The organism is Halomonas sp. A40-4 (genome assembly GCF_015767635.1).
Classification (GTDB): Bacteria; Pseudomonadota; Gammaproteobacteria; order Pseudomonadales; family Halomonadaceae; genus Vreelandella; species Vreelandella janggokensis.
Map to the genome: position 1 here is coordinate 2,094,399 of NZ_CP065230.1, position 25,155 is coordinate 2,119,553.

Sequence of the window (25,155 nt, forward strand, 5' to 3'; positions counted from 1 at the left end):
CGTGTCGCACAGGGTTAATTGACCAGCGTCAAGAACTCCTGACGCGTTGCCTGATTGGCCCGGAAATCGCCCAGCATGACGGATGACGTCATACTCGAGTTTTGTTTCTCGACGCCACGCATCATCATGCAAAGATGACGCGCTTCAATTACCACGGCCACCCCACGCGCCTGGGTGACCTGCTGCACTGCCTCGGCAATTTCCCGGGTCAGGTTCTCCTGAATCTGCATGCGTCGGGCATACATATCGACGATACGAGCAAATTTGGAGAGCCCCAACACGTTACCGTTCGGCAGGTAAGCGATGTGACACTTACCAATAAAAGGCAACAGGTGATGCTCGCACATTGAATACAGCTCGATATCCTTGACCAGCACCATTTCGTCAGTCTGCGACTCAAAAACGGCACCGTTGACGATTTCCTCCAGCGACTGATGATAGCCATGCGTCAGGAACTGCATTGCTTTTGCTGCGCGAAGAGGGGTATCTCTGAGCCCTTCACGCTCGGGATTTTCCCCAAGTGCGCTGATGATCTGTTGGTAATACTGGGCGATATCATCCGTCATGGTAAGCCTCGTCAAAAATGTCGTGCACGATCAATATGGCTCCATCGCGCTAAAAAGAGTCGGCCATAGGCCGCCATGGCAATGATTGGACGCAATCCAGACACAACCATGTACAGAAAATATACTTTAAGTAAGGTATGTACAATAAAATATTAACATAACGCAATAAAAGCGTGCATCTTAGCGCACCTAAGCGCTGGGTGGCAGCTTGGCTTGATCCGGCATCCCGCTATGCGCGTGATAGAAAGACACTATGCCAACCACTGCGGCTTTTTTAGTATTAGCAATTGTTGCTCAAGTTGCCGGATATGCTGATCCCAGTACCCTTTATCAGCGACCCAGGGAAACGCTAACTGGAAGGCAGGGTCTTGCCAGCGAGAGACCAGCCAGGCGCTGTGCCTTATCAACCGGTAGGCACGCAGTGGTTCAATCAGCTCTATCTGCTGATGGGGAAAGGGCCGCGTTTCTTCGTACCCTTCGACAATCTCACTCATCTGACGCTGCCACTCAACGGGCTCATTCGCCGATAGCAGCATCCAGATATCCTGGATCGCTGGCGCCATCAGGCAATCATCAAAATCCACCAGTGAAAACTGCTCATCGCGCCCCAGAATATTGCCCAAATGACAGTCACCGTGACAACGTATCATTGTTTCATCACCCCATTGATAGGGACGAAGCGCTTTCAGCATGCGGGTAATGACGCTTTCATAACCCCGACGCTGGTAACGATCCAAACGCTGGCTATCGAAGACCCGTTGCTGAGCATCTTTCACTCCTTCCACTAACTCCAGACGTGGACGATGGATAAAAGTGCCCTTGCTTGACGACTCGTGCAACTGCCCCATCAGTTCACCAAGCGCGAAAAGGTGGGCATCATTGTCCAACTCGGGGGCCTGTCCAGGGCAGTGGCGGAATAACGCAAAACGATACCCTTCATAGCGATGCAGGCTTTGCCCGCGACGATCACGCCAAACGGTGGCCACCGGCACTCCGGCCTGGCTAAGCTCGACAAGAAAATCGTGCTCTTCCTGGATAGTGGCGTCCTGCCAGCGTTCTGGACGATAGAACTTGATAATCCATTGACCGCCTTGCTCATCGCGGAACATCATCACGCGGTTCTCATAGCTGTTTAGCGCAAATGGTTCCGACGTTGGCCATATATCCAACGACTCCACCGCTGACATCACAAGGCCAGGAGAAAGCTGGTGAAAAGCATGCGTCATGGTGTCTCCAGGGATCAATCAGTAAAAGCGTATCATCGACGAGGGCATCGTGCTGTCAGGCGTCATCAACCACCAGAGGTGTGCGCGCCGCCGCCCACACATCAACACGCTGCGCTCCAGCCCGGCGCAATGCCAAAGCGAGTGCATGGGCCGTAGCCCCCGTGGTGACAACGTCATCAACAATCGCGACATACGCAGGCGGCGGTTTATCAATCACGAAAGCACCCGCCAGATTGGCAAAACGCGCCTGCCGGTTCAAGCGGCGCTGCGAAGGCCCCTGCTTGAGTCGACGAGCTTCGAGCACGGGCAAGCCGCTTCGCTTGGCGAGCTCGAAAGCCAACCAGTGCGCTTGATTGAACCCGCGGTCGCGAGCGCGCTCTGGCGTCATTGGCACGGGCAGTATCGCATCAAAGGGTGGCGATGGCAGGCTTTGTTGCATTAACTCACACAACAACATGCCAGCCCGAGGCCGGGCGTTAAATTTGAAATCGCGCACCAGTGCATTAACGGGAAATTCATAGCGTAACGCCACATAAGCAGCCTCGAAGGCAGGCCGCTTACTGAGGCAATGCCCGCACAAGAAGTGGTGATCGTTCGTTAACTGATCACCACAGCACGGACAGGCAGGTCTATTCCAGGGCAACTGCTCGAAACATTCCGAGCACCAGCTTGCGTCCCCTTCAAGCGGTGCCAAACAAAACGCACAATAACCCGGCAGTCCCTGTTTTAGCAGAGCACTACCGGCAGCTACCCAGCGTTTCAATCGCATGAGCACTCCTTGGCTGGCGGCTTGTACACTTTATCATTGACTTTATATAAAAGATTGATAGTATACGCATCGTTCTGCGGATGTGGTGGAATTGGTAGACACGCTAGATTTAGGTTCTAGTGCCGTAAGGCGTGGGAGTTCAAGTCTCCCCATCCGCACCAATTAAGCATTATTTTTCAATCAGCTAGATTTATCCCCTCCTTGCTTTTAGTGCTCATATAGTCTGTTTTGGGCATGCTTCGGTCAGTTTCTTAGCCAACATTTGCATCCCTTCTAATCGTCTTTATCTGCTTTCTTACGTCCCCGCAATGCTTTTTTATTGCCCAACAAATCAGGTTTACCTGATTAAAATTGAACCACAACTCATTGGCTAACTGGATTTTTTAGCCTGTTGAGCTAGCTTTTGTTCTACTCGCTAACTCCAAACCATTAAACGGGCTAAGGAACAGACCTATGGACTGGCTTAACGGAAATAGTCAGGCGATTTCCGCCGCCACAAGCATCTTCACCGTTCTCCTTTGGTTATTTTACCTGCAGCTACTCTATAACGGCTACGTTCGCCAGCGGCGTCCACGCATCATTATCAATCGCGGCCTTGGCACCGGCCAGAATGCGCTTTGTCTAATAAGCAACATGAGTAGTGAATCCATCTACATTCAACATGTGGCAGCACTTCTTCATACCCAAGAAAGCAGCTACATGGTCGACGTCGCGGAGTACCAGGAAGAGAAAGAGAATGAGCAGGAAGGGAAATCCATCAGAAGTCACCAGGGGCCGCTAGCCTCTGGCGATTACCTGCATATGCAACGCTTTGCCGACATTGCCGATCAGATCTGCGCTACCTGGCAACTGGACAACACCATTTACGATCAGACCGGGCTTCAACTGGAGCTGCGAGTGATTGCCATCTATGGCTCGGAAGACAGGCCCGTCGGAGCGTCGCGGTCATTCTATCTAAGCGACCCATCCACTTCCGAAAAGACATTGATCCCCATCAGCGTGGATACCAAACGTCTCAACGGGCGGCTTCAGCGCCGTAAAGTAAAGCGCTGGGCTGAAGAAGTGGATAACCTTGAAACGAATCGCTAGCCCGGCGTTGGCCATACGCCACTATCAACACGGCACCCATGGACTATGGCTACAGCCGCAGCCCACCGTCGCACTCGATGATTCGACCAGAGAAATAATCATTATCGAGGATAAACGCCACGCTTTGCGCAATATTATCCGCCTCCCCCAGACGCCTTAACGGCACCTTTGAGGCAATGCGTTCCAGCATATCGGGGCGCATCGAGGCGGTCATGTCAGTATTGATGAAGCCCGGCGCCACCGTACCGGTGCGAATACCATAGCGCGCCAGCTCGCTTGCCCAGGTGACAGTCAATGCATGTACTCCCGCCTTCGCGGCCGCATAATTGCTCTGCCCGGGGTTACCCGCTTTAGAGATACTGGAAATATTGACGATCACGCCTTCATGCTGGGCTTCGATCATTTGCGTCGCCGCTTCTCGTCCGCACAAAAACACGCCCGTCAGGTTGATATCAATCACGCGCTGCCAGGCCGCCAGGGACATGCGTGTTTCCACCTGCCCCTCTTTGGCTTTCACCATGAGGGCATCGTCGGTAATGCCCGCATTATTGACACACCCGCTGACCGGACCCTGCTTCTCGGCAATGTCCGCAAATGCTTGCACCACTGATGCTTCATCGGCAACATCAACGACCACTCCCTGCGCATCGATCCCCTGCCGTGCCAATGTTGAGACAGCGCTATCCAGAGCTTCACCACTAATATCCAGCAACGCCAGCCGCGCTCCCTTCTGCCCCAGTTGCTGAGCCACGGCATAGCCCAGGCCTTGTGCACCTCCAGTTATCGCAATTACCCGACCATCCAGCTTCATTTAACGCTCCTTCCCGTCCGTTTTGATCACGTTGATACATCTCGTCGTTCAAACTGACACGCAAACCATCACCCGGCAATCCCCTAAAAGCGCAATGCAGCTTCGCTAGGCTATTTAGTCCGGCTTGTTTTTCAATCAGACTGTCACCATATCTATCACGACGTTTATTACGGAGTTAGTTATGCCCATTTTGGTGTTTGTTTCCCTGTTCACGCTGCTTGACTTTGTCATCCTGTTCTCGATTGGCAGCCAGATCGGTTTATTAATGACTCTGCTGCTGGTGATTGGCACCGGGGTCGTGGGTCTGCATCTTATTCGCAAGGAAGGCGTGGCAACGTTTGCCCGCGCTCGTCAGCGCATGCAGGCAGGTGAAATTCCCTCTAATGAGCTGTTTACCGGTGCCGCCCTGATATTTGGCGGTGCGTTATTAATGGCACCGGGTTTTCTCTCCGATGCCCTCGGCCTTGCCTGCCTTGTGCCGAATGCCCGTCGCCTGCTGTTTAAACTGCTTACCGCGCTGGGTTTAAAGGTCGCCACCCACCGCACGACCGGGCATGATCCGTCGTGGGCCTCTCATCAGGATGAGCCCCGCTATCGTCACAGCGAGAGCGCGTCGTCCACCGAAAAGCCGGAAGGACCGATCGAAGGGGATTTTATTAGCCGGGATGAGCCGAAACACCGCGGCTAGCGAATAGACAGCGCTTGAGATTTTTTTATTAGCGCCCCCTTGAAAGGCCACCCGCAGCCCCCACTTTTCAAACAGCACACAAGTTCGGTAACTGCTTCACTATAAAGTGGTTGCCATTTACAGCGAAGACATCTTGTCTTCATTTTTCGCGGGCACCGCCCACGAAAACTATCAACACTAACCGCCCTGATTGGGGCTTTGACGATACTCAGGAGAACGTAAGCATGAATATCCGTCCTTTGCACGATCGCGTCGTCGTTCGTCGCGTGGAAGAAGAGCAGAAAACCGCTGGCGGCATCGTGCTTCCGGGCAATGCGCAGGAAAAGCCTACCCGTGGTGAAGTTATCGCCGTTGGTAATGGCCGCATTCTGGAAAGCGGCGACGTTCGCCCCTTGGACGTGAAAGTTGGCGATAACGTGATCTTCAAAGACGGCTTTGGCGTTGAAAAGCAGAAAATCGACGGCGAAGAAGTCTTGATCATGAGCGAAGCCGATATTCTGGCAGTTGTCGAAGGCTGATCACCGCCTCGACCTATTACTTTCCCATTTCTTGAAATTTATTAGGAAGTAACGAACATGGCAGCTAAACAAGTCAAGTTTTCCGATGATGCTCGCAAGCGCATGGCGCGCGGTGTTGACGTTCTTGCCAATGCAGTGAAGGTCACACTGGGTCCGAAGGGACGCAATGTTGTTCTCGAAAAATCCTTTGGTGCACCGACCGTCACCAAAGACGGTGTATCGGTGGCCAAGGAAATCGAACTGAAAGACAAGTTCGAGAACATGGGCGCCCAGATGGTCAAGGAAGTTGCTTCGCAGACCTCTGACGTCGCGGGCGACGGCACCACCACCGCCACGGTTCTGGCCCAGGCTATTATCGCGGAAGGCCTGAAAGGCGTAACTGCCGGCATGAACCCGATGGACCTCAAGCGCGGTATTGACCATGCCGTCACGGCAGCCGTCAAAGAAATCCAGGCGATGTCAGTGCCCTGCACCGATACCAAATCCATCGCTCAGGTAGGCACCATCTCCGCTAACGGCGACAAGCGCATCGGTGAGATCATTGCCGAAGCAATGGAAAAAGTCGGTAAAGAAGGTGTCATCACCGTTGATGAAGGTCGTGGCTTCGAAGACGAACTGGAAGTCGTCGAAGGTATGCAGTTCGATCGTGGCTACCTGTCGCCCTACTTTGTGACCAACCAGGACACCATGTCCGTTGAACTGGAAGATCCTTACATCCTGTTAGTGGATAAGAAGATCTCCAACATCCGTGAGCTGCTGCCGGTTCTCGAAGCCGTTGCCAAGCAAGGCAAACCGCTTGCCATCGTTGCCGAAGACATCGAAGGCGAAGCGCTGGCCACGCTGGTCGTGAACAACATGCGCGGCATCGTGAAAGTCGCGGCCACCAAGGCGCCTGGCTTTGGCGATCGTCGCAAGGCGATGCTTCAGGATATTGCGATCCTCACCAACGGCACCGTGATTTCTGAAGAAGTTGGTCTGACCCTCGAGCAGGCGAACCTGGATCACCTGGGTACTGCCAAGCGCATGACCATGTCCAAGGAAAACACCACCATCATCGATGGCGCCGGCGTTGAAGCCGATATCGAAGCTCGCGTGGGTCAGATTCGCACCCAGATCGAAGACACGTCTTCCGATTACGACAAAGAGAAGCTGCAAGAGCGGGTTGCCAAACTGGCAGGCGGCGTTGCGGTTATCCGCGTCGGTGCGGCCACCGAAGTGGAAATGAAAGAGAAGAAAGCCCGCGTTGAAGATGCGCTGCATTCGACTCGCGCCGCCGTTGAAGAAGGCGTAGTGCCTGGCGGTGGTACCGCGCTTGTCCGCGTCATGGCCAAGGTACAGGGTCTGACGGGTGATAACGAAGACCAGAACCACGGCATCAACATGGCCCTGCGCGCCCTGCAGTCGCCGCTGCGTCAAATCGTCAGCAACGCTGGCGAAGAGCCCGCCGTCGTCATCAACCGCGTGAAGGACGCTGAAGGCAACTTCGGCTACAACGCGCAGACCGGTGAATTCGGGGACCTGTTTGAAATGGGCGTCCTCGACCCTGCCAAAGTAACGCGTTCTGCGCTGCAGTCTGCAGGCTCCGTTGCTGGCTTGATGATCACCACCGAGTGCATGATCGCCGACGATCCGGACGAGAAAGAAGCCGCTCCGGACATGGGTGGCATGGGCGGAATGGGTGGCATGGGCGGCATGATGTAAGCTGCCCCCGAGCCTTATCGCTCTGACGGTAAGCCGTCATCAAGAACCCCGCCTTGTGCGGGGTTCTTGTCGTTAAAGCGTGGTAAAATCGTCGTTTTCCATTCGCTATTCAGGCTGTCTTATCACCGTGCTTTCCAACATTCGCATTGTGCTGGTGCAAACCTTCCATCCCGGTAATATAGGCGCCACCGCCCGGGCCATGAAAACCATGGGGCTGACGAACCTGGTGCTGGTCAACCCCCGTCAATTTCCCGACGAGGAAGCCACCCGCCTTGCCGCCGGGGCGACAGACGTTATCGACAACGCCCGGGTCGTCACCCGGCTTGACGAAGCGGTGAGTGACTGTGTTCAGGTAGTAGGCGCCAGTGCGCGGCTTCGTAGCCTCCCCCTGCCCCATTTTGAAGAACCCGACGATATGGCCCAGGCGGTGACACAGAACGCGCAGCATGCGCCGGTAGCACTCGTGTTTGGCCGCGAACGCTCAGGGTTGACCAACGACGAGATTCGCTGCTGCACGCATCAAGTCAGCATTCCCGCCAACCCTGACTACGGCATCTTGAACCTCTCTCAAGCGGTGCAAATCCTTGCCTACGAAGTACACCGCGCATGGCGCAGGCGCGACGACAGCCACTATGTTTATCAGCAGCCGACTGAAACCACGCCGCCGAGCCGCGAACAATTCTTGTACTTTCAGGAGCACTTAGGGCGATTGATGCAGCAAAGCGGCTTTATCACCCAGCCCCATGCGCGCACTGAGGAACAGTTGCAAGCCCTGTTTACCCGCGCTCAGCCGAGCCGCAAAGAGCTTTCTCTGCTGCGTGGCTTGCTCAGCGCTTTCGAGTCCCACTTGCCGGATCGATAACTCGTGCCACACAGCCATCAACCCATCCATCGGGCACGGTGCGTAATACCTACCCACAAAAAAACGGCGAGCTTGTGCTCGCCGTTCGTCTATGCCGCTAACAGTTAGTGTGCGTAACACTGATTAACGGTCCAACCACGCCACCAGCGCTTCACCGGTGGCCGCTGAGGATGGCGGGTTTTGGCCGGTGATCAACTGACCATCTTCACGCACATAAGGCGTGAAGTCGTCTGCCTTGCTGTAAATACCGCCACATTGCTGAAGCGCATCTTCTACCAGATGAGGAACAACATCCGTCAGCCCCACGGCCTTTTCTTCACCGTTGGTAAAGCCGGTCACTTCACGACCTTTCACCAATGGTTCGCCATTCCTGTCCTTCGCATTGACGAGCACAATCGGCGCATGGCAGACCGAGGCCACCGGCTTACCTTGTGCGATAAAGGTTTCGATCAGCTTGATAGAATCTTTATCATCGACCAGATCCCACAGCGGGCCATGGCCTCCCGGATAGAACACGGCATCAAAGTCATCTGCTTTCATATCGCTCAGGCGATGCGTGGCGGCCAAGGCGGCATTGGCTTGCTCATCCTTTTTGAAGCGCCGCGTTTCATCGGTTTGGCCATCTTCGGCATCGCTTTTTGGATCAAGCGGCGGCTTGCCACCTTTCGGCGATGCCAACGTCACCTCGGCCCCGGCGTCCTTGAACACGTAGTAAGGCGCGGCAAGCTCTTCCAGCCAGAAACCCGTCTTTTCTCCGGTATCGCCCAACTGATCGTGAGACGTCAGTACTACCAAAATACGCTTGCTCATCTAAATTCTCCTAGCGTGATGCGTTCAAAACTCCGCCTAACACTCTTTTAGGTGGGGGCATGCCCCCTGAGTTGCAAGCCGAACCCGTCCGTCCTTGTTAGACGCCGCGCCCTGGATGGTTAAAGCATCATCGTCGCCAGCCAGCCAAAGCCGATAAGCGGTACGTTATAGTGCAAGAACGTCGGTACGACACTGTCCCACATGTGATCATGCTGACCGTCGACATTGAGGCCTGCCGTAGGACCGAGCGTAGAATCTGATGCGGGGGAGCCCGCGTCACCCAAGGCAGCAGCAGTGCCCACAAGTACGACGGTGGCCATGGGCGAGAAGCCGAACTGAACCGCTAACGGCACAAAAATAGCCGCGATAATGGGAATCGTCGAAAATGACGAGCCGATTCCCAGGGTGATAAACAACCCGACCAACAGCATAACCAGCGCAGCGAGCCCGCGATTATCGCCAAACAGGTCGACAGCACCCGCGACAAGCGTGTCGATATCGCCGGTGGTTTTCATGACTTCCGCAAAACCGGCCGCCGAAATCATGATAAAGCCAATCAACGCCATCATGCGCATGCCACTGGTAAACAAGTCATCGGCTTCGCGCCATTTAAAAATCCCCCCCAGCGACAGCAGCCCAATCCCTACCAAGCCGCCGAGGATCATCGAGCCGCTATAAAGCTGAAGCCCGAGAGCGGCGACAATGGCGACCCCGGACATGACCAGCCCAAGTGTGTGGGGCGTGGCGGGCGTGGCCGAATGTCCTGCCGGTGTATTGGCTAACGGCTTGACCGCATAATCGCGACGGCCGCGGTAGCTGAAAGTAAGCGCCACGACCAAACCAACAAGCATCCCGCCGACCGGTATGGCCATCGCCATGGGCAGCATCTCGCGGGTGATCTCCAGGCCCAGCGGTTCACCCGCACTCCTCAGGTTGGCCAGTAAAATATCATTGAGGAAGATAGCCCCAAAGCCCACAGGCAGCAGCATATAGGGGGCCGTCAAGCCGAATGTCAGGGCACAGGCTACCGCCCGACGGTCCAGCTGCAGGCGGTTCATGACGGTCAACAAGGGTGGTATCAATACCGGGATAAACGCGATATGCACGGGGATCACATTCTGAGACAGAATCGCGACCAGCACTACCGCGGCCAACAGCACCCACTTCACTCGATTCTGGTTGGCTGCATGGGTTTCTTTACCCAGCATCCTGATCAACACGTTGGCCAGCATGTCCGGCAGCCCGGAGCGGGAAATCGCCACGGCGAAAGCGCCCAGCGTCGCGTATGCAAGCGCCACCTGGGCACCGCCGCCCACCCCATCGTTGAATGCCTCGAGCGTCTGATCCAATGAGAGCCCGCCCACGAGCCCACCCACTAACGCGCCCACGACAAGGGCGAACACAACTGAAACTCGCGCGAGCGAGAGCGCGACCATCACAAGTACGGCAATAATTACGGCGTTCATCAATCTTCCTAAAATAGGCAGTGAGAAGTGGTAAGCGAGAAAACGCGGGATTTTATCAGAGAAAATCGCTATTCGCGGCGCCATTTACCCGATATATCACCAAGAACAACAGCTCCGCATTGCTGCCATGCAACACGAAGCCTGATATGTTGGTATCCTGGCTCTTGGATTAACTCAGATTCATGCTGCTCCGGAGCGCCCATGAGCACCTTTGCCATTGTCATTTCGCTGCTTCTGCTCATCTTCCTTGCCTACCGTGGGCTGACAGTTCTGCTGCTCGCCCCGCTGATGGCGGCGCTGGCGGTTACACTTTCGGGTGAAGCCGCCTTTTTGTTGCCGATGTATACCGACACTTTCATGGGGGCCCTCGGCAGTTTTGCCATTCAGTTTTTTCCGCTGTTCTTTCTGGGCGCCCTGTTTGGGCAGCTAATGTCGGATTCCGGCGCGGCTCAATCCATCGCCAACGGCATCGTCAACAAGCTGGGCACCCGCCATGTGGTACTGACGGTCGTGCTGGCCTGCGCCATTCTTACCTACGGCGGCGTTTCGTTATTTGTCGTAGCCTTTGCCATTTATCCCATCAGCCGCGAATTATTTCGCCGCACCGATATTCCCAAACGATTGATTCCTGGCGCGATTGCACTGGGATCTTTCACCTTTACCATGACCGCTCTACCCGGCACCCCGGCCATTCAGAACGCAATTCCAATTCCTTATTACGCCACCAACAGCTTTGCCGCTCCCGGCCTGGGAGTCATCGCCGGGCTCGTGATGCTCGGGCTGGGAATGGCCTACCTGCAATCCCGAGTAAAACGGGCGGCCGCACTGAATGAGGGCTACGGCCTTCATAAAGAACGCGAGACGGATGAAAGCGACTCACAGAATTCGCCACCCACCATGCGGTTAACCACGGCGCTGATTCCGTTGATCATGGTGATCGGTCTGAATGGCCTGCTGACGTACCTTGTTTTCCCATCGATGGACCTGAGTTTTATCAGCGATGAATTCGCCAGCGTAACGCCCGCCCGGCAGAGCGGCCTGTGGTCAATCTTGATCGCCCTGCTGAGCGCTTCCATATGGCTGGTCATCAGCCGCTGGCGACACTGGATAGCCCTGAAAGATACGGTTAATGGCGGCTGTGTCGACTCGTTGCTACCGATTTTCAACACCGCCTCCGTCGTCGGCTACGGTGCCGTGATTGCCAGCCTCGAGGGCTTTACCATCATTCGCGATACGGTGCTCAACGCATCGCCGGGTAATCCGCTGATTTCCGAAGCGCTGGCGATGAGCGTGCTGTCAGGTATTACCGGCTCCTCGTCGGGGGGCCTGTCGATTGCACTGGAAACGTTGGGCGGCGAATACCTGGCGATGGCACAAGCGGCCAACATCGACCCCGAGCTCATGCATCGCGTTGCCACACTGGCCGCCGGCGGCATGGATACACTGCCCCACTCTGGCGCCGTCATTACGCTGCTGACCATCTGCGGACTCACCCACCGACAGGCCTACGGCAACGTGGCCATGGTCACGATCGTGCTGCCTATCGCCGCACTGGTGAGCGTTATCACCCTCGGCACGCTGTTCGGCAGCTTCTAAAATAACCGCGCGCATGAGATAGTTAACCCAAAACCAGCGTTTGCAACCACGGGCCCAGCTTTTCGTGACCATTCCGTACCCTGAACACGTCGTGGTGGTCATCACCACGTCTATCACCGTCGTGCTCGCGGTTCTGCTGCACTACGAAGCCCTCTGGCTTATTTCCCGCCAGATTGAGCGATCACACAGACCCCACCGTCAGCGCATTCTGGCCATGGCATTCGGCGTTCTGATGACCCACATCGCCGAAATCTGGCTGTTTGGGCTTACAGGGTGGTGGTTGGTCGAGCTGCGAGGTATCGGCGCATTAAACGGCTATAGCGTTTTCAACCTGCTGGATCATATATTCTTCGCTGCCGTGACCTACACCACGGTGGGCTACGGCGACATTTATGCAACCGGCCCGATCCGTTTCTTGTATGGCACATTAGCATTGACCGGTTTTGTCTTGATCACCTGGTCAGCGTCGTTCACGTTTGTCGAAATGCAAAAGCATTGGCGAGTAAGAAAATAACCTGTCTGTTCCATACGCTAGGGATTGTGCATGTTTGAAGTCATTATTTTATCGTTTGCCTTTATCTTCGGGATTATAGCTCGCCAACTCAGTCTGCCACCTCTGGTGGGTTTTTTAACGGCCGGTTTTGCACTTAATTTTGCCGGGCCCTATCTGGGTTTACCGACCGAGGCTGGCCCATTGCTCGAACACCTGGCGCATCTGGGCGTATTGCTGCTGTTATTCACCATTGGCTTGAAACTCAACCTAAAAAACCTCGTCGAACCTGCTGTGCTGGGCGGTGCTTTTATACACCTCAGCATCACCACCTTTATTTTCACTGCCGGCTTCGTGGTCTTGATGGGCCTGGCGCTTGATACCGCCATTCTGCTGTCCATTGCGCTATCATTTTCCAGCACGGTACTGGCTGCCAAGGTGCTCGAGGGCAAAAGAGAATTGCGGGCGCTGCATGGACGACTGGCTATCGGCATCCTGATTATCCAGGATCTGGTGGCACTGGCCGCCATCAGCATTTACAGCGGCCAGTCTCCCTCCTGGTGGGCACTTTGGATCCTGGCGCTGCCGCTACTACGGCCGGTGCTTTACTGGCTGATGAGCATTGCCCAGCACGATGAAATGCTGGTGCTGATGGGGGCAGTGTTGGCCATTGCCATCGGCGGCATGGGCTTTGATGTCGTGGGGCTCAGCGGCGAAGTGGGCGCTCTGGTGATGGGACTTTTGCTGGCCAAACATCCACGTGCCCAGGAAATGTCCAAGGCGCTCTGGGGGCTAAAGGAAATACTGCTGATCAGCTTTTTCCTGCAGATAGGCATGTCGGGCCTACCGGACGCTAATGCACTGATCTTCGCTGGCGTGATGGCAATGCTGCTGCCACTAAAAACCGCGCTGTTTTTTGCCCTTCTGGTTATATTCAAGATCCGCGCCCGTAGCGCTTTTCTGGGGAGCCTCAGCCTCACAGCCTACAGCGAGTTCGGCCTGATCGTGGCGTCCAGCATTCTGGAAGAGTGGCTGGTACCGCTGGCGCTGACGGTGGCGCTTTCATTTATCATCTCCGCGCCGCTCAACCGAGTCGCCCACGCCCTGTTTGATCGTTACGAAGTCCGCCTGACCCGCTTTGAACGTCATTTACGCCATCCCGATGAGCAGCCCGTCACCCTCGGCGATGCCAAAATGATGGTGATTGGCATGGGCCGGACCGGCAGTGCCGCCTACGACTTTTTCGTCGAGAACCATTTGCGGGTGATCGGCATTGATTCTGACCCGAATAAAGTGGCGGCCTCCGAGCGCGACATACGTTATGCCGATGTGGAAGATGTTGCTTTCTGGTCGCACCTGGATATTCATGCCCTTGAAGCCGTAATGCTGGCAACGCCCAACACTGAGAGTAAGCTGTTTGCCACTCGCCAGCTTCGTAAAGCGGGTTTTAAAGGTACGATCATTGCGGGTATCAACTATCCCGATGAAGAAGCCCCCTTGATGGCGGCTGGCGCTGACCAAACCTATTTGCTGATGGCCGGTGCCGGTATCGGTATCGCCGAAAAAACCTGGGAAAACCTACAGTCTACTGCGCCAATCAGGTTTTGAGGGCGTTAGCTCAACAAAAAAGCACCATGCAAATAGTTTAACCTTGGCTAACAATTATTCCAAAAAATACGTTACCATCCTAATCAACGTTTTTACTCACTCTGATATAGCCAACCTATATAGCCATTATGAGCGATCACGAACAGCCGCCATTGCCGCCTAATTCACGCCTAAGTGGCGATGCGCTGCCGCCTGTCGAGCAGCATGCACAACAGTACGAAACCGTGCGCAACGCCCACGAAACTGAACTGATCGAAGATTATGTGGAACTGATCGGGGATCTTTTGCGCCATCGTGGCGAAGCACGCGCGGCTGATATCGCCAGCCGCATGGCGGTTAGCCAGGCAACTGTATCGAAAATGATCCGACGTCTGAATGAGCTGGGGCTGGTAACGAGCCGTCCCTATCGGTCGCTCTTCTTGACTGAGGAAGGCCATAAAATGGCCGAAACCTCACGCGCACGTCATGATATTGTGCTGCATTTCCTGCGCGCCCTGGGCGTTCGCGACAACACCGCCCGCATTGATGCAGAGGGCATGGAGCATCACGTCAGCGATGAAACACTGGCCATCATGCGGCGTTTTACTGAAAAGCATCAGACATAAAACAGCCACTTCATTGTTTTTACGATTTTTTTACGACCTTGATACGGCTGAAAGCCGATTAACCTGGGCGATGTCACCATTCCAGATCATTTCCAGGTGAGTGGTCTGAATCATCTGCTTGACACGACGCGGCGTCATCAGCGCCCAACAGACACCTCCCTCGTGCCGCACCGAGTGATATCGCAGCCCCGTTCCAGTTGAACGACGTAATGCTTCGCCCAAGACCTGCGATGCCCGGTAATCATCAGCGCAATAGATGGGGTGGCTCGGTGCTAACACCAACCCATCTCGGCATCCCCCTTCATCGAACACACATTTCAGCCCTCTAAACACGAAGCGTTCATAGTGCAGCGACGGCACTTTTCGCCAGTACGCTTGCTGGTGATATTTTACTTCCGTAATCGCAGCAGTCAGTGAATCCGCGACATAGAGTACGCCAAAGCTGCCATCGCTAAAGCGCGAGCCATTAGGATTGACATGGGTAAACGGTGCGGTGGCATAAGAGCAGCCGCGAATGCCGAAGGGAATATCTTGAATTGGCAAAAGCCCCAAATCGCCAACCTCGTTTCGCAAGCGTGGATTGGTTAATGCCTGAAGCGCGTAGAGGGCTTCAAACTCCTCGGCATTGGCAACGTCGTCAAACAGCTCAATCGGTGGAAACTTGCTGTTGACCAGGCGGTAACTTTCCACCCGTTTTGCGGCACATGACGGCAGCTCGTCAGGCATTACCACTGGGCACTCCGCAGGCTATCGATACGCTTGAAGGTCTCGTAAAGCGCGGCAAAATCACCGCTACTGATAACGTCAAGCGGCGTGCGGCCGTTAAAATAGGGGTTGTAGTTGGCCATCGAGACAAACCCATACAGGTTATCAGGGTTCTCAAACAGCATGCGCAATGCCGCATGAATATTGAGCAGATAGCTAATTCGCGTAAGTTGATCGTTGTCGAGCTTGATTTCAGCCACGTCACCACGGCGTGCCCGGGCATAGGTACTGTGGGAAACACGCAAAATGGCTTCTCCCTGCTCACCGGTCGCGCGCCACTTATCCAGAATACGGACCGCTGCTTTCAGCCCTACCGCTGCCGCTGCCTTGTTATGAGCAAGTTCGTTTGCCGTTTGCATCGTCATCTCATGGCCCATTCTGCAAATACAATAAATCTATAAAGGTATCTACAGACAGTGTACACCATTAAGCTCTTATCTGCCTTCTTGCTGGCTGCGAGGCAGCCAACAAGCGCGCCAACATTTAATGATTCCCCATGGCCCGGGCGGGCATCCCCAACCGGCCGACACCCGGCAGCTTGATCGCCGGCCGCATGAAATCAATCCCCACGCCAAGCCCCAGGATATTCACCTCAACCCCCTCTTCACGGGCGACAAGCAATCCCACCACACCCCCCAGAGAAAGCTGATAACCGGTACCACTCGGCGCAGGGGCGAAAACACTGTCAAACAGGTAGTCTTTACCAATCGCCGTGATCGGCAGAGACACGTTGAACCCAGGCACCTCCCGAGCCACCCAGGCAATAAAGCTATTGCTGTTGGGTCCCGGCCACACGCGGTACAGGTCAGCATAGGGAAAACGTGCCGCCGCATCGGCAATCCGGGGAATCATGGTTTGCGCTGGCTCGCCGCGGTAATCCGCCAGCAGTTCGGGGGAGTTGCCAAACCAAAAGCGATCAGGCATATCGATCGACGACACCACCGTAGGTCGACGCCAACTCAACACCTGATGCAAGCGATAGTAGTCAGCGTTTTGCGCTTTGGTGGCAATCCATACATGAACCCCGAAGGCACCTCGCCAGTTATACGCACGTGCGGCGTAAACCTGCACGACCGCCTCAGAGACATCCTCCGGCGACGGGGCGATATCCGCCGACGAGCGATCAAGCGCGGACCAGTGCCCATCTGTCACGATCTGGTCACTGGCCAGCATCCACACCGGCCCAGCCAGCAGAGCCCCTAGCAGCAAGAGCAACACCGCTGCCCAGCGCCCCAGCAACGCTAGTGTTTTTTTCATAGAAGCCTCTTGTCGCTAACAGCCGTTATGGCAAGACGGTAAAAGTACCGTGAGGTGAGATACAAATCGAGCGATGACTCTAAACGTGGCTCACACGCAACAACGTTATCAGCCAGCTTTATTGTGACGTGACCTTCTGCCAATCTCGGTTCGCGAGGCTAGAGAGGCAATCATTCAACCAATGCCAAATGGAAGAAAACATGAACAGATCATGGAACTGCCATAGCGGTTTGCCGTCGAGCATACAAAGAGGTTGAAAATCAACAGGAGGGAGAATCAAAAAACGGGGGATCAGAAATGGAGGCGGCCCCAAAAGCCACATCCCGGCACACGCATCCACCACTACCGTTGCTCCCTTCCGGGCCTGGCGGGGTTTGCAGTTTAGCGTTGCGGGAGGACCTAAGGGGCCACCATAACAGCTGACTCATTTGCGAGTCTGCCTACGCTGAGTGGTGGCTACGCCCTGATTTGAACAGGGGACCCCATCATTATGAGTGATGTGCTCTAACCAACTGAGCTACGTAGCCTTTCCGACATCAGCGGAGACGCATTGTGCCTATCTTAACGGCAAAAGGCAAGCCGTTATCGACCTGCCTTTTGCTCCAAGCACCTTTTATTGCAATGCGTTACGCACAGCTTCTTCAGCAGGCTCGCCATCGATCGTTTCCACGCCGGCTAACCACTCGCCTAGCAGCTCATCATTTTCCTGCAGGTAAGCACGCGCGGCATCACGGGGGTCTTCACCATCGTCCATGATTTCGCCCATCAACTGATTTTCCATTTCGAGTGTGAACGTCATGTTGTTGAGCAGTTCACCAACATTAGGGCACTCTTCCGCGTAACCACCACGGGTGTTGGTATACACCGTCGCACCACCCAGGTCAGGGCCAAAGTAATCGTCAGCCCCTTCAAGATACGCCATGTCAAAGTTGGTATTCATGGGGTGTGGCTCCCAACCCAGAAATACCATCCAATCTTCATTGGGTACCCGCGCTGTCAGTTCGGCCAGCATGCCGGCTTCACTGGAATCGACCAACTGCCAATCGCCAAGGCCGAAAGCATCGTCATCGATCATTTGCTGGATCAATTCGTTGCCATCGTTGCCTGCTTCAATACCATGCAGTTGCTGGTCAAACTGGTCGGCATGCTCTGCCAGGTCTTCGACCGACGTGACGCCTGCATCGTAAACATACTGCGGCACGGCCAGGGTGTATTTGGCACCTTCTAAATTGGCCGTTAACCGATCAACTGTGCCTTTTTCAACGTAAGGGTCACTGATTGAGGCCATTGACGGCATCCAGTTGCCCAAAAAGACATCAAAGTCACCGTTTTCCATGCCCGAGTACGCGATGGGTACCGATACGGTATCCACTCGTGCCTCGTAGCCCATACCTTCAAGCACTTCGCTGGCAAGCGCTGTGGTCGCAGTGATGTCGGTCCAGCCTACCTCGGCGAAGCGAACAGTGCTGCATTCGTTAGCCATCGCCAGTGAAGGAAGTCCCGCCGTGACGACCATCGCCCCCATCATACCAATATGTGTTTTCTTCATTCAGCGTCCCCTTTTCATCAGATTATCGATCACCCGCTCCGCATTCATATCGCAGCGGCAGCTAACATCTTTTTGTTGATTGAACGTTCAATAAAAAGATGCCATCATTGTTAGGTAATCATGCCTAAAGTCGTTTTTCAAGGTAATGGGTGAATAGGCATTCAACGCGACAGGAGACAGCCATGCCTAAAGTGGGAATGGAACCAATACGCCGCGAGCAATTAATTAACGCCACCATGGCGGCTATTGACGAAGTTGGATTGGCGGAAGCCACTGTCATGCGGATTGCCCGCCACGCGGGGGTGTCAGCAGGTATTATCAGCCATTACTTTGGCGGCAAGGATGGACTGCTGGAAGCTACCATGCGGCAAATTTTGACCGACCTCAACCACGCTATTTCAGTGCGTCGCCAAGCGTTGGAAGACCAGACGCCACGCGCCCACATTGGTGCCATTATTGAAGGCAACTTTGACCGCACTCAGGTGACCGGCCCGGCCGCCAAGACCTGGCTTGCCTTCTGGGCCAGCAGCATGCACAAGCCGACACTGCAACGCCTGCAGAATGTCAATGACCGCCGCCTGTACACCAATTTATGCCACCAATTTCGCCAGATAATGCCGAGGTCTGATGCTCGCAACGCGGCTCGGGGTCTGGCCGCCATGATCGACGGCCTGTGGTTGCGCGGCGCACTTACCCCAGAAGGCCTGGACGCCAACGAAGCCCGCCACCTGGCCCACACCTACCTTGACCAACTACTTGCTCACCATGGGTGCCAACAGCCTGCATCCATGATCGAATCTTATTAAGGAGACCACCATGGCTACTCATGATGTACTGCCTCTTTTCATTAATGGTCGCCCGGTTGATGCCACCTCAGGCGATACGTTTACCATCACCAATCCTTTCGATGGCAGCCTGCTGGCAACGGTCGGTCAGGCAAGCCAGGCCGACGTTGATAGCGCCGTTGAAGCGGCCCGCGAAGGCCAGCGCAAGTGGGCCGCCATGACCGGCATGGAACGCGCACGCATCATGCTGCGTGCCGTTGCGCTGTTAAGAGAGCGTAATGACGAGCTGGCTGAACTGGAAACTCGCAATACCGGCAAGCCAATCAGCGAAACCGCAAGCGTCGATATCGTCACCGGTGCCGATGCGCTGGAGTACTATGCAGGCCTCGCCCCAGCTATCGAGGGCAGCCAGATTCCACTGCGCGATAGCTCGTTCGTATACACCCGCCGCGAACCGCTGGGTGTGATCGGTGCCATCGGCGCCTGGAACTACCCGATTCAGATCGCCTGTTGGAAAGCCGCCCCGGCACTGGCCGCGGGTAACGCGATTGTCTTCAAGCCCAGTGAAGTCACGCCGCTCACGACGATGAAGCTTGCCGAAATCTTCACCGAGGCGGGTCTCCCCGACGGCGTGTTCAACGTCGTCCAGGGTGACGGCCGCGTGGGCGCCATGCTGACCGGGCATAAAGGTATCGACAAGGTATCGTTTACCGGTGAAGCCGGTACCGGCAAGAAGGTCATGTCAGCAGCGGCCGAATCGACGCTCAAAGACGTCACCATGGAACTGGGCGGCAAATCGCCGCTGCTGGTCTTCGCCGATGCCGATCTGGATCGCGCTGCCGATGCTGCCATGATGGCCAACTTCTATTCCTCCGGCCAAATCTGTACCAACGGCACCCGCGTGTTTGTGGAACGCAGCGTCAAAGACGCCTTTGAGGCCAAACTGGTCGAGCGCGTCAAGCGTATCAAGGCGGGCGACCCCATGGATTCGGCTATCAATTTCGGCCCGCTGGTCAGCTTCGAGCACCAGGAGAAAGTGCTCTCCTACATTGCTCTCGGCAAAACCGAAGGCGCACGCGTCCTGGTGGGCGGCGAGGACTGGAACAGCGGCAGCTGGGCCAACGGTGCCTGGGCGGCGCCGACGGTCTTCACCGACTGCACCGATGACATGCGCATCGTCAAGGAAGAGATCTTTGGCCCGGTGATGTCGGTACTCGCCTTTGATGACGAGGAAGAGGTGGTTCGCCGCGCCAATGACACCACCTACGGCCTCGCCGCCGGTGTCTTCAGCGAAAGCCTGAACCGCGCCCACCGGGTGATCCATCAGTTGGAAGCCGGTATCTGCTGGGTCAATACCTGGGGCGAATCGCCCTCCGAAATGCCAGTTGGCGGCTATAAAGAATCGGGCATTGGCCGCGAAAATGGGGTCGAGACGCTCAACCACTATACCCAGACCAAGTCTGTACAGATCGAGATGGGGCCGTTTGAGTCTGTGTTTTAACTGTTTTCAACACACGAACTCATGAACCAAGGGCGCTGGGGGTGGCCAAGCCACCCCCAGAGTCGCACCCTCCCCCTATAAGTCCCGGTGAATCAGTATGTCTCAACCACGTGAATTTGATTACATCATTATCGGTGCAGGTTCCGCAGGCAATGTGCTTGCAACTCGCCTAACTGAAGACAGTGACGTCAGCGTGCTGCTGCTGGAAGCAGGCGGCCCAGACTATCGCTTTGACTTCCGAACCCAAATGCCCGCTGCCCTGGCCTACCCGCTGCAGGGCAAGCGCTACAACTGGGCATTTGAAACCGACCCCGAACCGAATATGGACGGCCGCCGCATGGAATGTGGCCGCGGCAAGGGCCTGGGCGGCTCCTCGCTGATCAACGGCATGTGCTATATCCGCGGCAATGCGCTGGATTACGACAACTGGGCCAAGCAACCGGGTCTTGAAGACTGGGACTATTTAAGCTGTTTGCCCTACTTCAAAAAAAGCGAAAGCCGCGATATCGGACCAAATGACTATCACGGCGGCGAAGGGCCGGTCAGCGTCACGACGCCCAAGGCGGGCAATAACCCGCTTTACCACACCTTTATCGAGGCCGGAAAGCAGGCAGGCTACCCTGAGACCGACGACGTCAACGGCTATCAGCAAGAAGGTTTTGGTCCCATGGACCGCTTTGTGACGCCTAACGGCCGCCGAGCGTCGACGGCACGTGGCTACCTGGATACCGCCAAGCAGCGCGAAAATCTGACCATCGAAACTCATGCGGTAACCGATGTAATCGAGTTCGAGGGTAAGCGTGCAGTGGGCGTGCGCTATGAGCGAAAAGGCGAGAAACAGCAGGCCTACGTTCGTCGTGAAGTGCTGCTGTGTGGCGGTGCTATCGCCTCACCGCAGATTCTTCAGCGCTCGGGGATTGGCAACCCGGAATTGCTTAAAGAGCTCGATATCGAGACAATTCACGACCTGCCCGGTGTCGGTGAAAACCTCCAGGACCATCTGGAGATGTACATCCAGTACGAATGCAAAGAGCCTATTTCGCTCTATCCGGCGCTCAAATGGTACAACCAGCCGAAGATTGGTGCCGAGTGGCTGTTCAAGGGCACCGGCGTGGGCGCCAGCAATCAGTTTGAATCCTGCGGCTTTATCCGCAGCCGCGATGAGGAAGAGTGGCCCAACCTGCAGTACCACTTCCTGCCCATCGCGATCAGCTACAACGGTAAAAGCGCGGTGCAGGCCCACGGCTTCCAGGCTCATGTCGGCTCCATGCGCTCGGAAAGCCGCGGCCGCATTCGCCTGACCTCGAAAGATCCCCATGCGGCGCCAAGCATCCTGTTCAACTACATGGCCAAGGACAAAGACTGGCAAGAGTTCCGCGATGCCATTCGCCTGACCCGCGACATCATCGCTCAGCCAGCCTTTGACCCATACCGTGGCCGCGAGATCGCACCCGGCCCGGATGTTCAGTCGGATGCCGAACTCGATGCCTTTGTCAAACAGCACGCCGAAACCGCCTATCACCCCTGTGGTAGCTGCCGGATGGGCAACGACGAAATGGCAGTCACGGATGGCCAGGGCCGCGTCCATGGCATTGACGGCTTGCGCGTGGTCGATGCGTCCTTGTTCCCGGTGATTCCCACCGGCAACCTGAATGCCCCCACCATCATGCTGGCCGAAAAGATCGCCGACCGGATTCGTGAACGTGAGCCCCTGCCCCGGGCCAACGTCGACTATTACGTCGCCAACGGCGCACCAGCCAAACGCCACTGAACCAAGTCTGGTTAGCAAAACTCTAAAACGTCGTAGCCCAGCGCTGCGACGTTTTTTTATGTCCCTTTAACGCATCGAAATACTTGCACTGGGTGGCGCAGGTCTGCCAATATTCAAACATCTGTTTAAATCTGTGCATTATTAACCATATCGTATCCTTCAACACTATCCCTCAACATATGGAGAGGCACTATGCTCACCCTACTACTGATCGTGCTGGCGGCTGTTGGCCTGCTCGCGGTGATGCGCCGCGAAGCCGGTGCAACCGCCGCCCTGGTCGTGCTTGCCGTGCTGGGTCTTGTTGGCCTGGTGTTCGATGCCGCCGTCATTGGCGTGCTCTTACTGCTGGGCGCCGCCGCTGTGGCCATTGCCGGGCTTCCTGCGCTACGCCGCCAGTGGCTTACCCCGCGGCTGTTTGCAATGTTCAAGAAAGTCGCGCCCAAAGTCTCTGACACAGAGCGCACTGCGTTGGAAGCGGGCACTGTCTCCTGGGATGGCGAGCTGTTTTCCGGCAAGCCCCAATGGAACAAGCTGCTCAACTTTAAAGACGACGGCCTGCGTGAAGACGAGCAAGCCTTTCTCGACAACCAGTGCGCAAAAGCCGCCGGCATGTGTAATGCCTGGGATATCGCCATTGAGCGCGCGGACCTTCCCCAGCAACTGTGGGATTACCTGAAAAAAGAAGGCTTCTTCGGCATGATCATTCCGAAGGAGTACGGCGGCCTGGGCTTCTCGGCCAAGGCCCAGTCCATGGTGCTGCAAAAGCTCTCCGCCAATGAAACGCTGATGGTTACCGTCGGTGTGCCCAACTCGTTGGGCCCAGGCGAGCTACTGCTCAAATATGGTACTCAGGAGCAGAAAGATCACTACCTGCCGCGCCTGTCCGATGGCCGTGAGATTCCCTGCTTTGGCCTGACGGGCCCGCGTGCCGGTTCAGACGCTACCTCGCTGCCGGACACCGGCGTCGTGTGCAAGCAAATGGTCAACGGTGAAGAAGTCCTCGGCCTGCGGCTCAACTTTGAAAAGCGCTGGATCACCCTGGCGCCCATTGCCACCGTTGTCGGTCTTGCCTTCAGGCTGTTTGATCCCGAGAACCTGCTCGGCGATGAAGAAGACCGCGGCATTACCCTGGCGTTGATTCCCCGCGATACCGACGGTATGGAGATTGGTCGTCGCCACCATCCGATCGGCAGCCCGTTTATGAATGGTCCGATCAAGGGTAAGGACGTTTTTGTCCCGCTGGATACGATCATCGGCGGCCCCGACATGATCGGCCAGGGTTGGCGCATGCTGGTCGAGTGTCTCTCCATCGGCCGTTGTATTACGCTTCCCTCAGGCGCCACCGGCACGGCGCGCTATGCGTTGGGCTGGAGCGGCGGCTTCACCCGCGTGCGCCGTCAGTTCAACGTGCCCGTGGCGGAAATGGAAGGCGTGCAGGAACCTCTGGCGCGCATGGCAGCCCTCGGGTACATCGCCCAGGCAACGGTCTATCAAACCGCCAACCTGATCGACCATGGCGAAAAGCCCGCCGTCCCCTCGGCGATTCTGAAAAGCCAACTGACCGAATTCCAGCGCGATATTCTTGCCGATGCCATGGATGTACATGGCGGTAAGGCGGTCACTCTGGGCCCACGCAACTACCTGGGTATTGGCTACAGCGCCAATCCGGTGGCGATCACCGTGGAAGGCGCCAACATCATGACCCGCAACCTGATGATCTTCGGTCAGGGAGCTATCCGCTGCCATCCCTATGTGCTTGAGGAGCTAGCCGCGAAAGACGCCAACGATATCAAGGCATTCGACAAGGCGTTCTTCAGCCATGCGGGACTCATCTTTGGCAACGCGGCCCGCGCCTTCACCCTGGGCTTCGGCATCGGCAAACCCAATGTGCCGTTCGACGGCCCGGCGGCCGCCTACGCCCAGGACATCGCCCGCCTCTCGGCAGGCTTCGGACTGTGCGCCGATGCGGCCATGGCAAGCCTCGGATCGGCCTTGAAGAAACGTGAAATGCTCTCCGCCCGTCTTGGCGATGTGCTTTCCAACCTCTACCTGGCCTCGATGGTACTCAAGCAATGGCAAGCGGGTGACAAGGTGGAAGGCGAAGAAGCCCTGCTGCATTACAGCTGTCGTTTCCTGCTCCAGCGGGCTGAACAGGCCTTTGTCGAGATTTTCGATAACCTGCCCAACCGGGCGCTGGGCAAGACGCTGAAAGTGATCGTCATGCCGACCGGTCGCCGCTGGGACAAGCCCCACGATGACGATGCGCGGGATATCGCCAAGCGCGTCTCCACCCACAGCGCATTGCGTACCAAGCTGTTGCACAATACCTGGGACGCCGACGACGGCGAACAGCGCAACCCGCTCGCCCGCTATAACGCGCTGCTGGTGGACTACGAGCGTGCTGAGGCAATCTATCGCACGGTCAACAAAGCCTATGCCAAGGGTGAACTGCCGCAGACGGCACTGCATCCTGAAGCACGGGTGGAAGCGGCATTGGAAGGCCGTCTAATTAGCGAAGAAGACGCCCAGTTCATGCGTGAATTCGAAGCTGAGGTATTGGAAATGCTCACTGTAGACGATTTCCCTTACGAAACCTTTGCTACCGACAAGTCGACGCTGATTGATCACAATGCCAAGCCGCAGTCGACACAAGCATCTGAGACGGCAGACAGCATTAAATAGCCACTCGCTCGCACCAACCTTCAACCGGCCTCCCTGAGGC

Annotated in this window: 23 protein-coding genes, 2 tRNA genes and 1 other RNA gene; 14 read left to right on the top strand and 12 right to left on the bottom strand. The window is 55.9% G+C overall.

Annotation, left to right across the window (positions count from 1 at the left end; translation table 11 throughout):
- Positions 1-14: 14 nt before the first annotated feature.
- The 3 genes from folE to IT895_RS09815 all read right to left on the bottom strand — a co-directional run bounded on the left by folE (position 15) and on the right by IT895_RS09815 (position 2,561).
- The gene (gene folE / locus IT895_RS09805; protein ID WP_085919528.1) at positions 15-566 is read right to left on the bottom strand and encodes a GTP cyclohydrolase I FolE; all 552 of its coding nucleotides are present in this window, start codon (positions 564-566) and stop codon (positions 15-17) included.
- 251 nt (positions 567-817) lie between these two features.
- The gene (locus tag IT895_RS09810) at positions 818-1,792 is read right to left on the bottom strand and encodes a serine/threonine protein kinase (RefSeq protein ID WP_199283355.1); all 975 of its coding nucleotides are present in this window, start codon (positions 1,790-1,792) and stop codon (positions 818-820) included.
- Between the two features lie 55 nt (positions 1,793-1,847).
- Complete coding sequence (locus tag IT895_RS09815) at positions 1,848-2,561, bottom strand: ComF family protein (protein WP_233337213.1); 714 nt, start codon at positions 2,559-2,561, stop codon at positions 1,848-1,850.
- A gap of 76 nt (positions 2,562-2,637) precedes the next feature.
- On the opposite strand from IT895_RS09815, the gene IT895_RS09820 reads away from it, so the two are divergent.
- Positions 2,638-2,722 (top strand) — tRNA-Leu (locus tag IT895_RS09820).
- Positions 2,723-3,014: 292 nt separating this feature from the next.
- Positions 3,015-3,650: a hypothetical protein gene (locus tag IT895_RS09825; RefSeq protein ID WP_085918666.1), complete on the top strand. Its 636-nt coding sequence runs from the start codon at positions 3,015-3,017 to the stop codon at positions 3,648-3,650.
- 49 nt (positions 3,651-3,699) lie between these two features.
- Here the strand turns inward: IT895_RS09825 and IT895_RS09830 are convergent, their stop codons facing one another.
- Positions 3,700-4,461 carry an SDR family oxidoreductase gene (locus IT895_RS09830; RefSeq protein WP_085918667.1) on the bottom strand — a complete coding sequence of 254 codons (762 nt, stop codon included), beginning with the start codon at positions 4,459-4,461 and terminating at the stop codon, positions 3,700-3,702.
- A 181-nt stretch (positions 4,462-4,642) separates the two neighbouring features.
- Between IT895_RS09830 and IT895_RS09835 the strand changes: the two genes are divergently transcribed.
- From IT895_RS09835 to IT895_RS09850, 4 genes are all read left to right on the top strand, one after another.
- The gene (locus IT895_RS09835; protein WP_085918668.1) at positions 4,643-5,149 is read left to right on the top strand and encodes an FxsA family protein; all 507 of its coding nucleotides are present in this window, start codon (positions 4,643-4,645) and stop codon (positions 5,147-5,149) included.
- Between the two features lie 224 nt (positions 5,150-5,373).
- Positions 5,374-5,667: a co-chaperone GroES gene (locus tag IT895_RS09840; protein WP_066320359.1), complete on the top strand. Its 294-nt coding sequence runs from the start codon at positions 5,374-5,376 to the stop codon at positions 5,665-5,667.
- A 57-nt stretch (positions 5,668-5,724) separates the two neighbouring features.
- A complete protein-coding gene (gene groL / locus IT895_RS09845) occupies positions 5,725-7,368 on the top strand; it encodes a chaperonin GroEL (RefSeq protein ID WP_085918669.1) in 1,644 nt (547 codons plus the stop codon).
- A gap of 127 nt (positions 7,369-7,495) precedes the next feature.
- A complete protein-coding gene (locus tag IT895_RS09850; RefSeq protein ID WP_085918804.1) occupies positions 7,496-8,230 on the top strand; it encodes an RNA methyltransferase in 735 nt (244 codons plus the stop codon).
- A 123-nt stretch (positions 8,231-8,353) separates the two neighbouring features.
- Here IT895_RS09850 and IT895_RS09855 read toward each other — a convergent pair whose 3' ends face one another.
- Complete coding sequence (locus tag IT895_RS09855; RefSeq protein WP_085918670.1) at positions 8,354-9,040, bottom strand: type 1 glutamine amidotransferase domain-containing protein; 687 nt, start codon at positions 9,038-9,040, stop codon at positions 8,354-8,356.
- A 119-nt stretch (positions 9,041-9,159) separates the two neighbouring features.
- A complete protein-coding gene (locus IT895_RS09860; protein ID WP_085918671.1) occupies positions 9,160-10,506 on the bottom strand; it encodes a Na+/H+ antiporter family protein in 1,347 nt (448 codons plus the stop codon).
- A gap of 201 nt (positions 10,507-10,707) precedes the next feature.
- Between IT895_RS09860 and IT895_RS09865 the strand changes: the two genes are divergently transcribed.
- The 4 genes from IT895_RS09865 to mntR all read left to right on the top strand — a co-directional run bounded on the left by IT895_RS09865 (position 10,708) and on the right by mntR (position 14,805).
- Entirely contained in the window at positions 10,708-12,102 is a 1,395-nt protein-coding gene (locus IT895_RS09865) for a GntP family permease (protein WP_085918672.1), read from the top strand.
- A gap of 64 nt (positions 12,103-12,166) precedes the next feature.
- On the top strand, positions 12,167-12,616 hold the full coding sequence (locus IT895_RS09870) for an ion channel (RefSeq protein ID WP_085918805.1): 450 nt from the start codon (positions 12,167-12,169) through the stop codon (positions 12,614-12,616).
- A gap of 30 nt (positions 12,617-12,646) precedes the next feature.
- The gene (locus IT895_RS09875) at positions 12,647-14,200 is read left to right on the top strand and encodes a cation:proton antiporter family protein (protein ID WP_199283356.1); all 1,554 of its coding nucleotides are present in this window, start codon (positions 12,647-12,649) and stop codon (positions 14,198-14,200) included.
- 128 nt (positions 14,201-14,328) lie between these two features.
- Entirely contained in the window at positions 14,329-14,805 is a 477-nt protein-coding gene (gene mntR, locus IT895_RS09880) for a manganese-binding transcriptional regulator MntR (RefSeq protein WP_085918673.1), read from the top strand.
- A gap of 30 nt (positions 14,806-14,835) precedes the next feature.
- Here the strand turns inward: mntR and IT895_RS09885 are convergent, their stop codons facing one another.
- The 6 genes from IT895_RS09885 to IT895_RS09910 form a co-directional block, all read right to left on the bottom strand.
- On the bottom strand, positions 14,836-15,531 hold the full coding sequence (locus IT895_RS09885) for an RES family NAD+ phosphorylase (RefSeq protein WP_085918674.1): 696 nt from the start codon (positions 15,529-15,531) through the stop codon (positions 14,836-14,838).
- Entirely contained in the window at positions 15,531-15,929 is a 399-nt protein-coding gene (locus tag IT895_RS09890; RefSeq protein ID WP_085918675.1) for an antitoxin Xre-like helix-turn-helix domain-containing protein, read from the bottom strand. The genes IT895_RS09885 and IT895_RS09890 overlap by 1 nt, the downstream gene beginning before the upstream one ends.
- Positions 15,930-16,053: 124 nt before the next feature.
- Positions 16,054-16,827 (bottom strand): DUF3750 domain-containing protein, encoded by a 774-nt coding sequence (locus IT895_RS09895; protein WP_199283357.1) that lies wholly within the window; start codon positions 16,825-16,827, stop codon positions 16,054-16,056.
- 307 nt (positions 16,828-17,134) lie between these two features.
- Positions 17,135-17,231, bottom strand: an RNA gene (ffs, locus tag IT895_RS09900) — signal recognition particle sRNA small type.
- Between the two features lie 46 nt (positions 17,232-17,277).
- Positions 17,278-17,354: transfer RNA gene (locus tag IT895_RS09905), tRNA-Met, on the bottom strand.
- 86 nt (positions 17,355-17,440) lie between these two features.
- The gene (locus tag IT895_RS09910) at positions 17,441-18,376 is read right to left on the bottom strand and encodes a choline ABC transporter substrate-binding protein (RefSeq protein ID WP_199283358.1); all 936 of its coding nucleotides are present in this window, start codon (positions 18,374-18,376) and stop codon (positions 17,441-17,443) included.
- Between the two features lie 182 nt (positions 18,377-18,558).
- On the opposite strand from IT895_RS09910, the gene betI reads away from it, so the two are divergent.
- From betI to IT895_RS09930, 4 genes are all read left to right on the top strand, one after another.
- Positions 18,559-19,182 (top strand): transcriptional regulator BetI, encoded by a 624-nt coding sequence (gene betI / locus IT895_RS09915; RefSeq protein WP_199283359.1) that lies wholly within the window; start codon positions 18,559-18,561, stop codon positions 19,180-19,182.
- A gap of 10 nt (positions 19,183-19,192) precedes the next feature.
- On the top strand, positions 19,193-20,662 hold the full coding sequence (betB, locus tag IT895_RS09920; RefSeq protein ID WP_199283360.1) for a betaine-aldehyde dehydrogenase: 1,470 nt from the start codon (positions 19,193-19,195) through the stop codon (positions 20,660-20,662).
- Between the two features lie 97 nt (positions 20,663-20,759).
- The gene (gene betA / locus IT895_RS09925; protein ID WP_199283361.1) at positions 20,760-22,433 is read left to right on the top strand and encodes a choline dehydrogenase; all 1,674 of its coding nucleotides are present in this window, start codon (positions 20,760-20,762) and stop codon (positions 22,431-22,433) included.
- Between the two features lie 192 nt (positions 22,434-22,625).
- The gene (locus IT895_RS09930; RefSeq protein WP_199283362.1) at positions 22,626-25,115 is read left to right on the top strand and encodes an acyl-CoA dehydrogenase; all 2,490 of its coding nucleotides are present in this window, start codon (positions 22,626-22,628) and stop codon (positions 25,113-25,115) included.
- Positions 25,116-25,155: the final 40 nt, after the last annotated feature.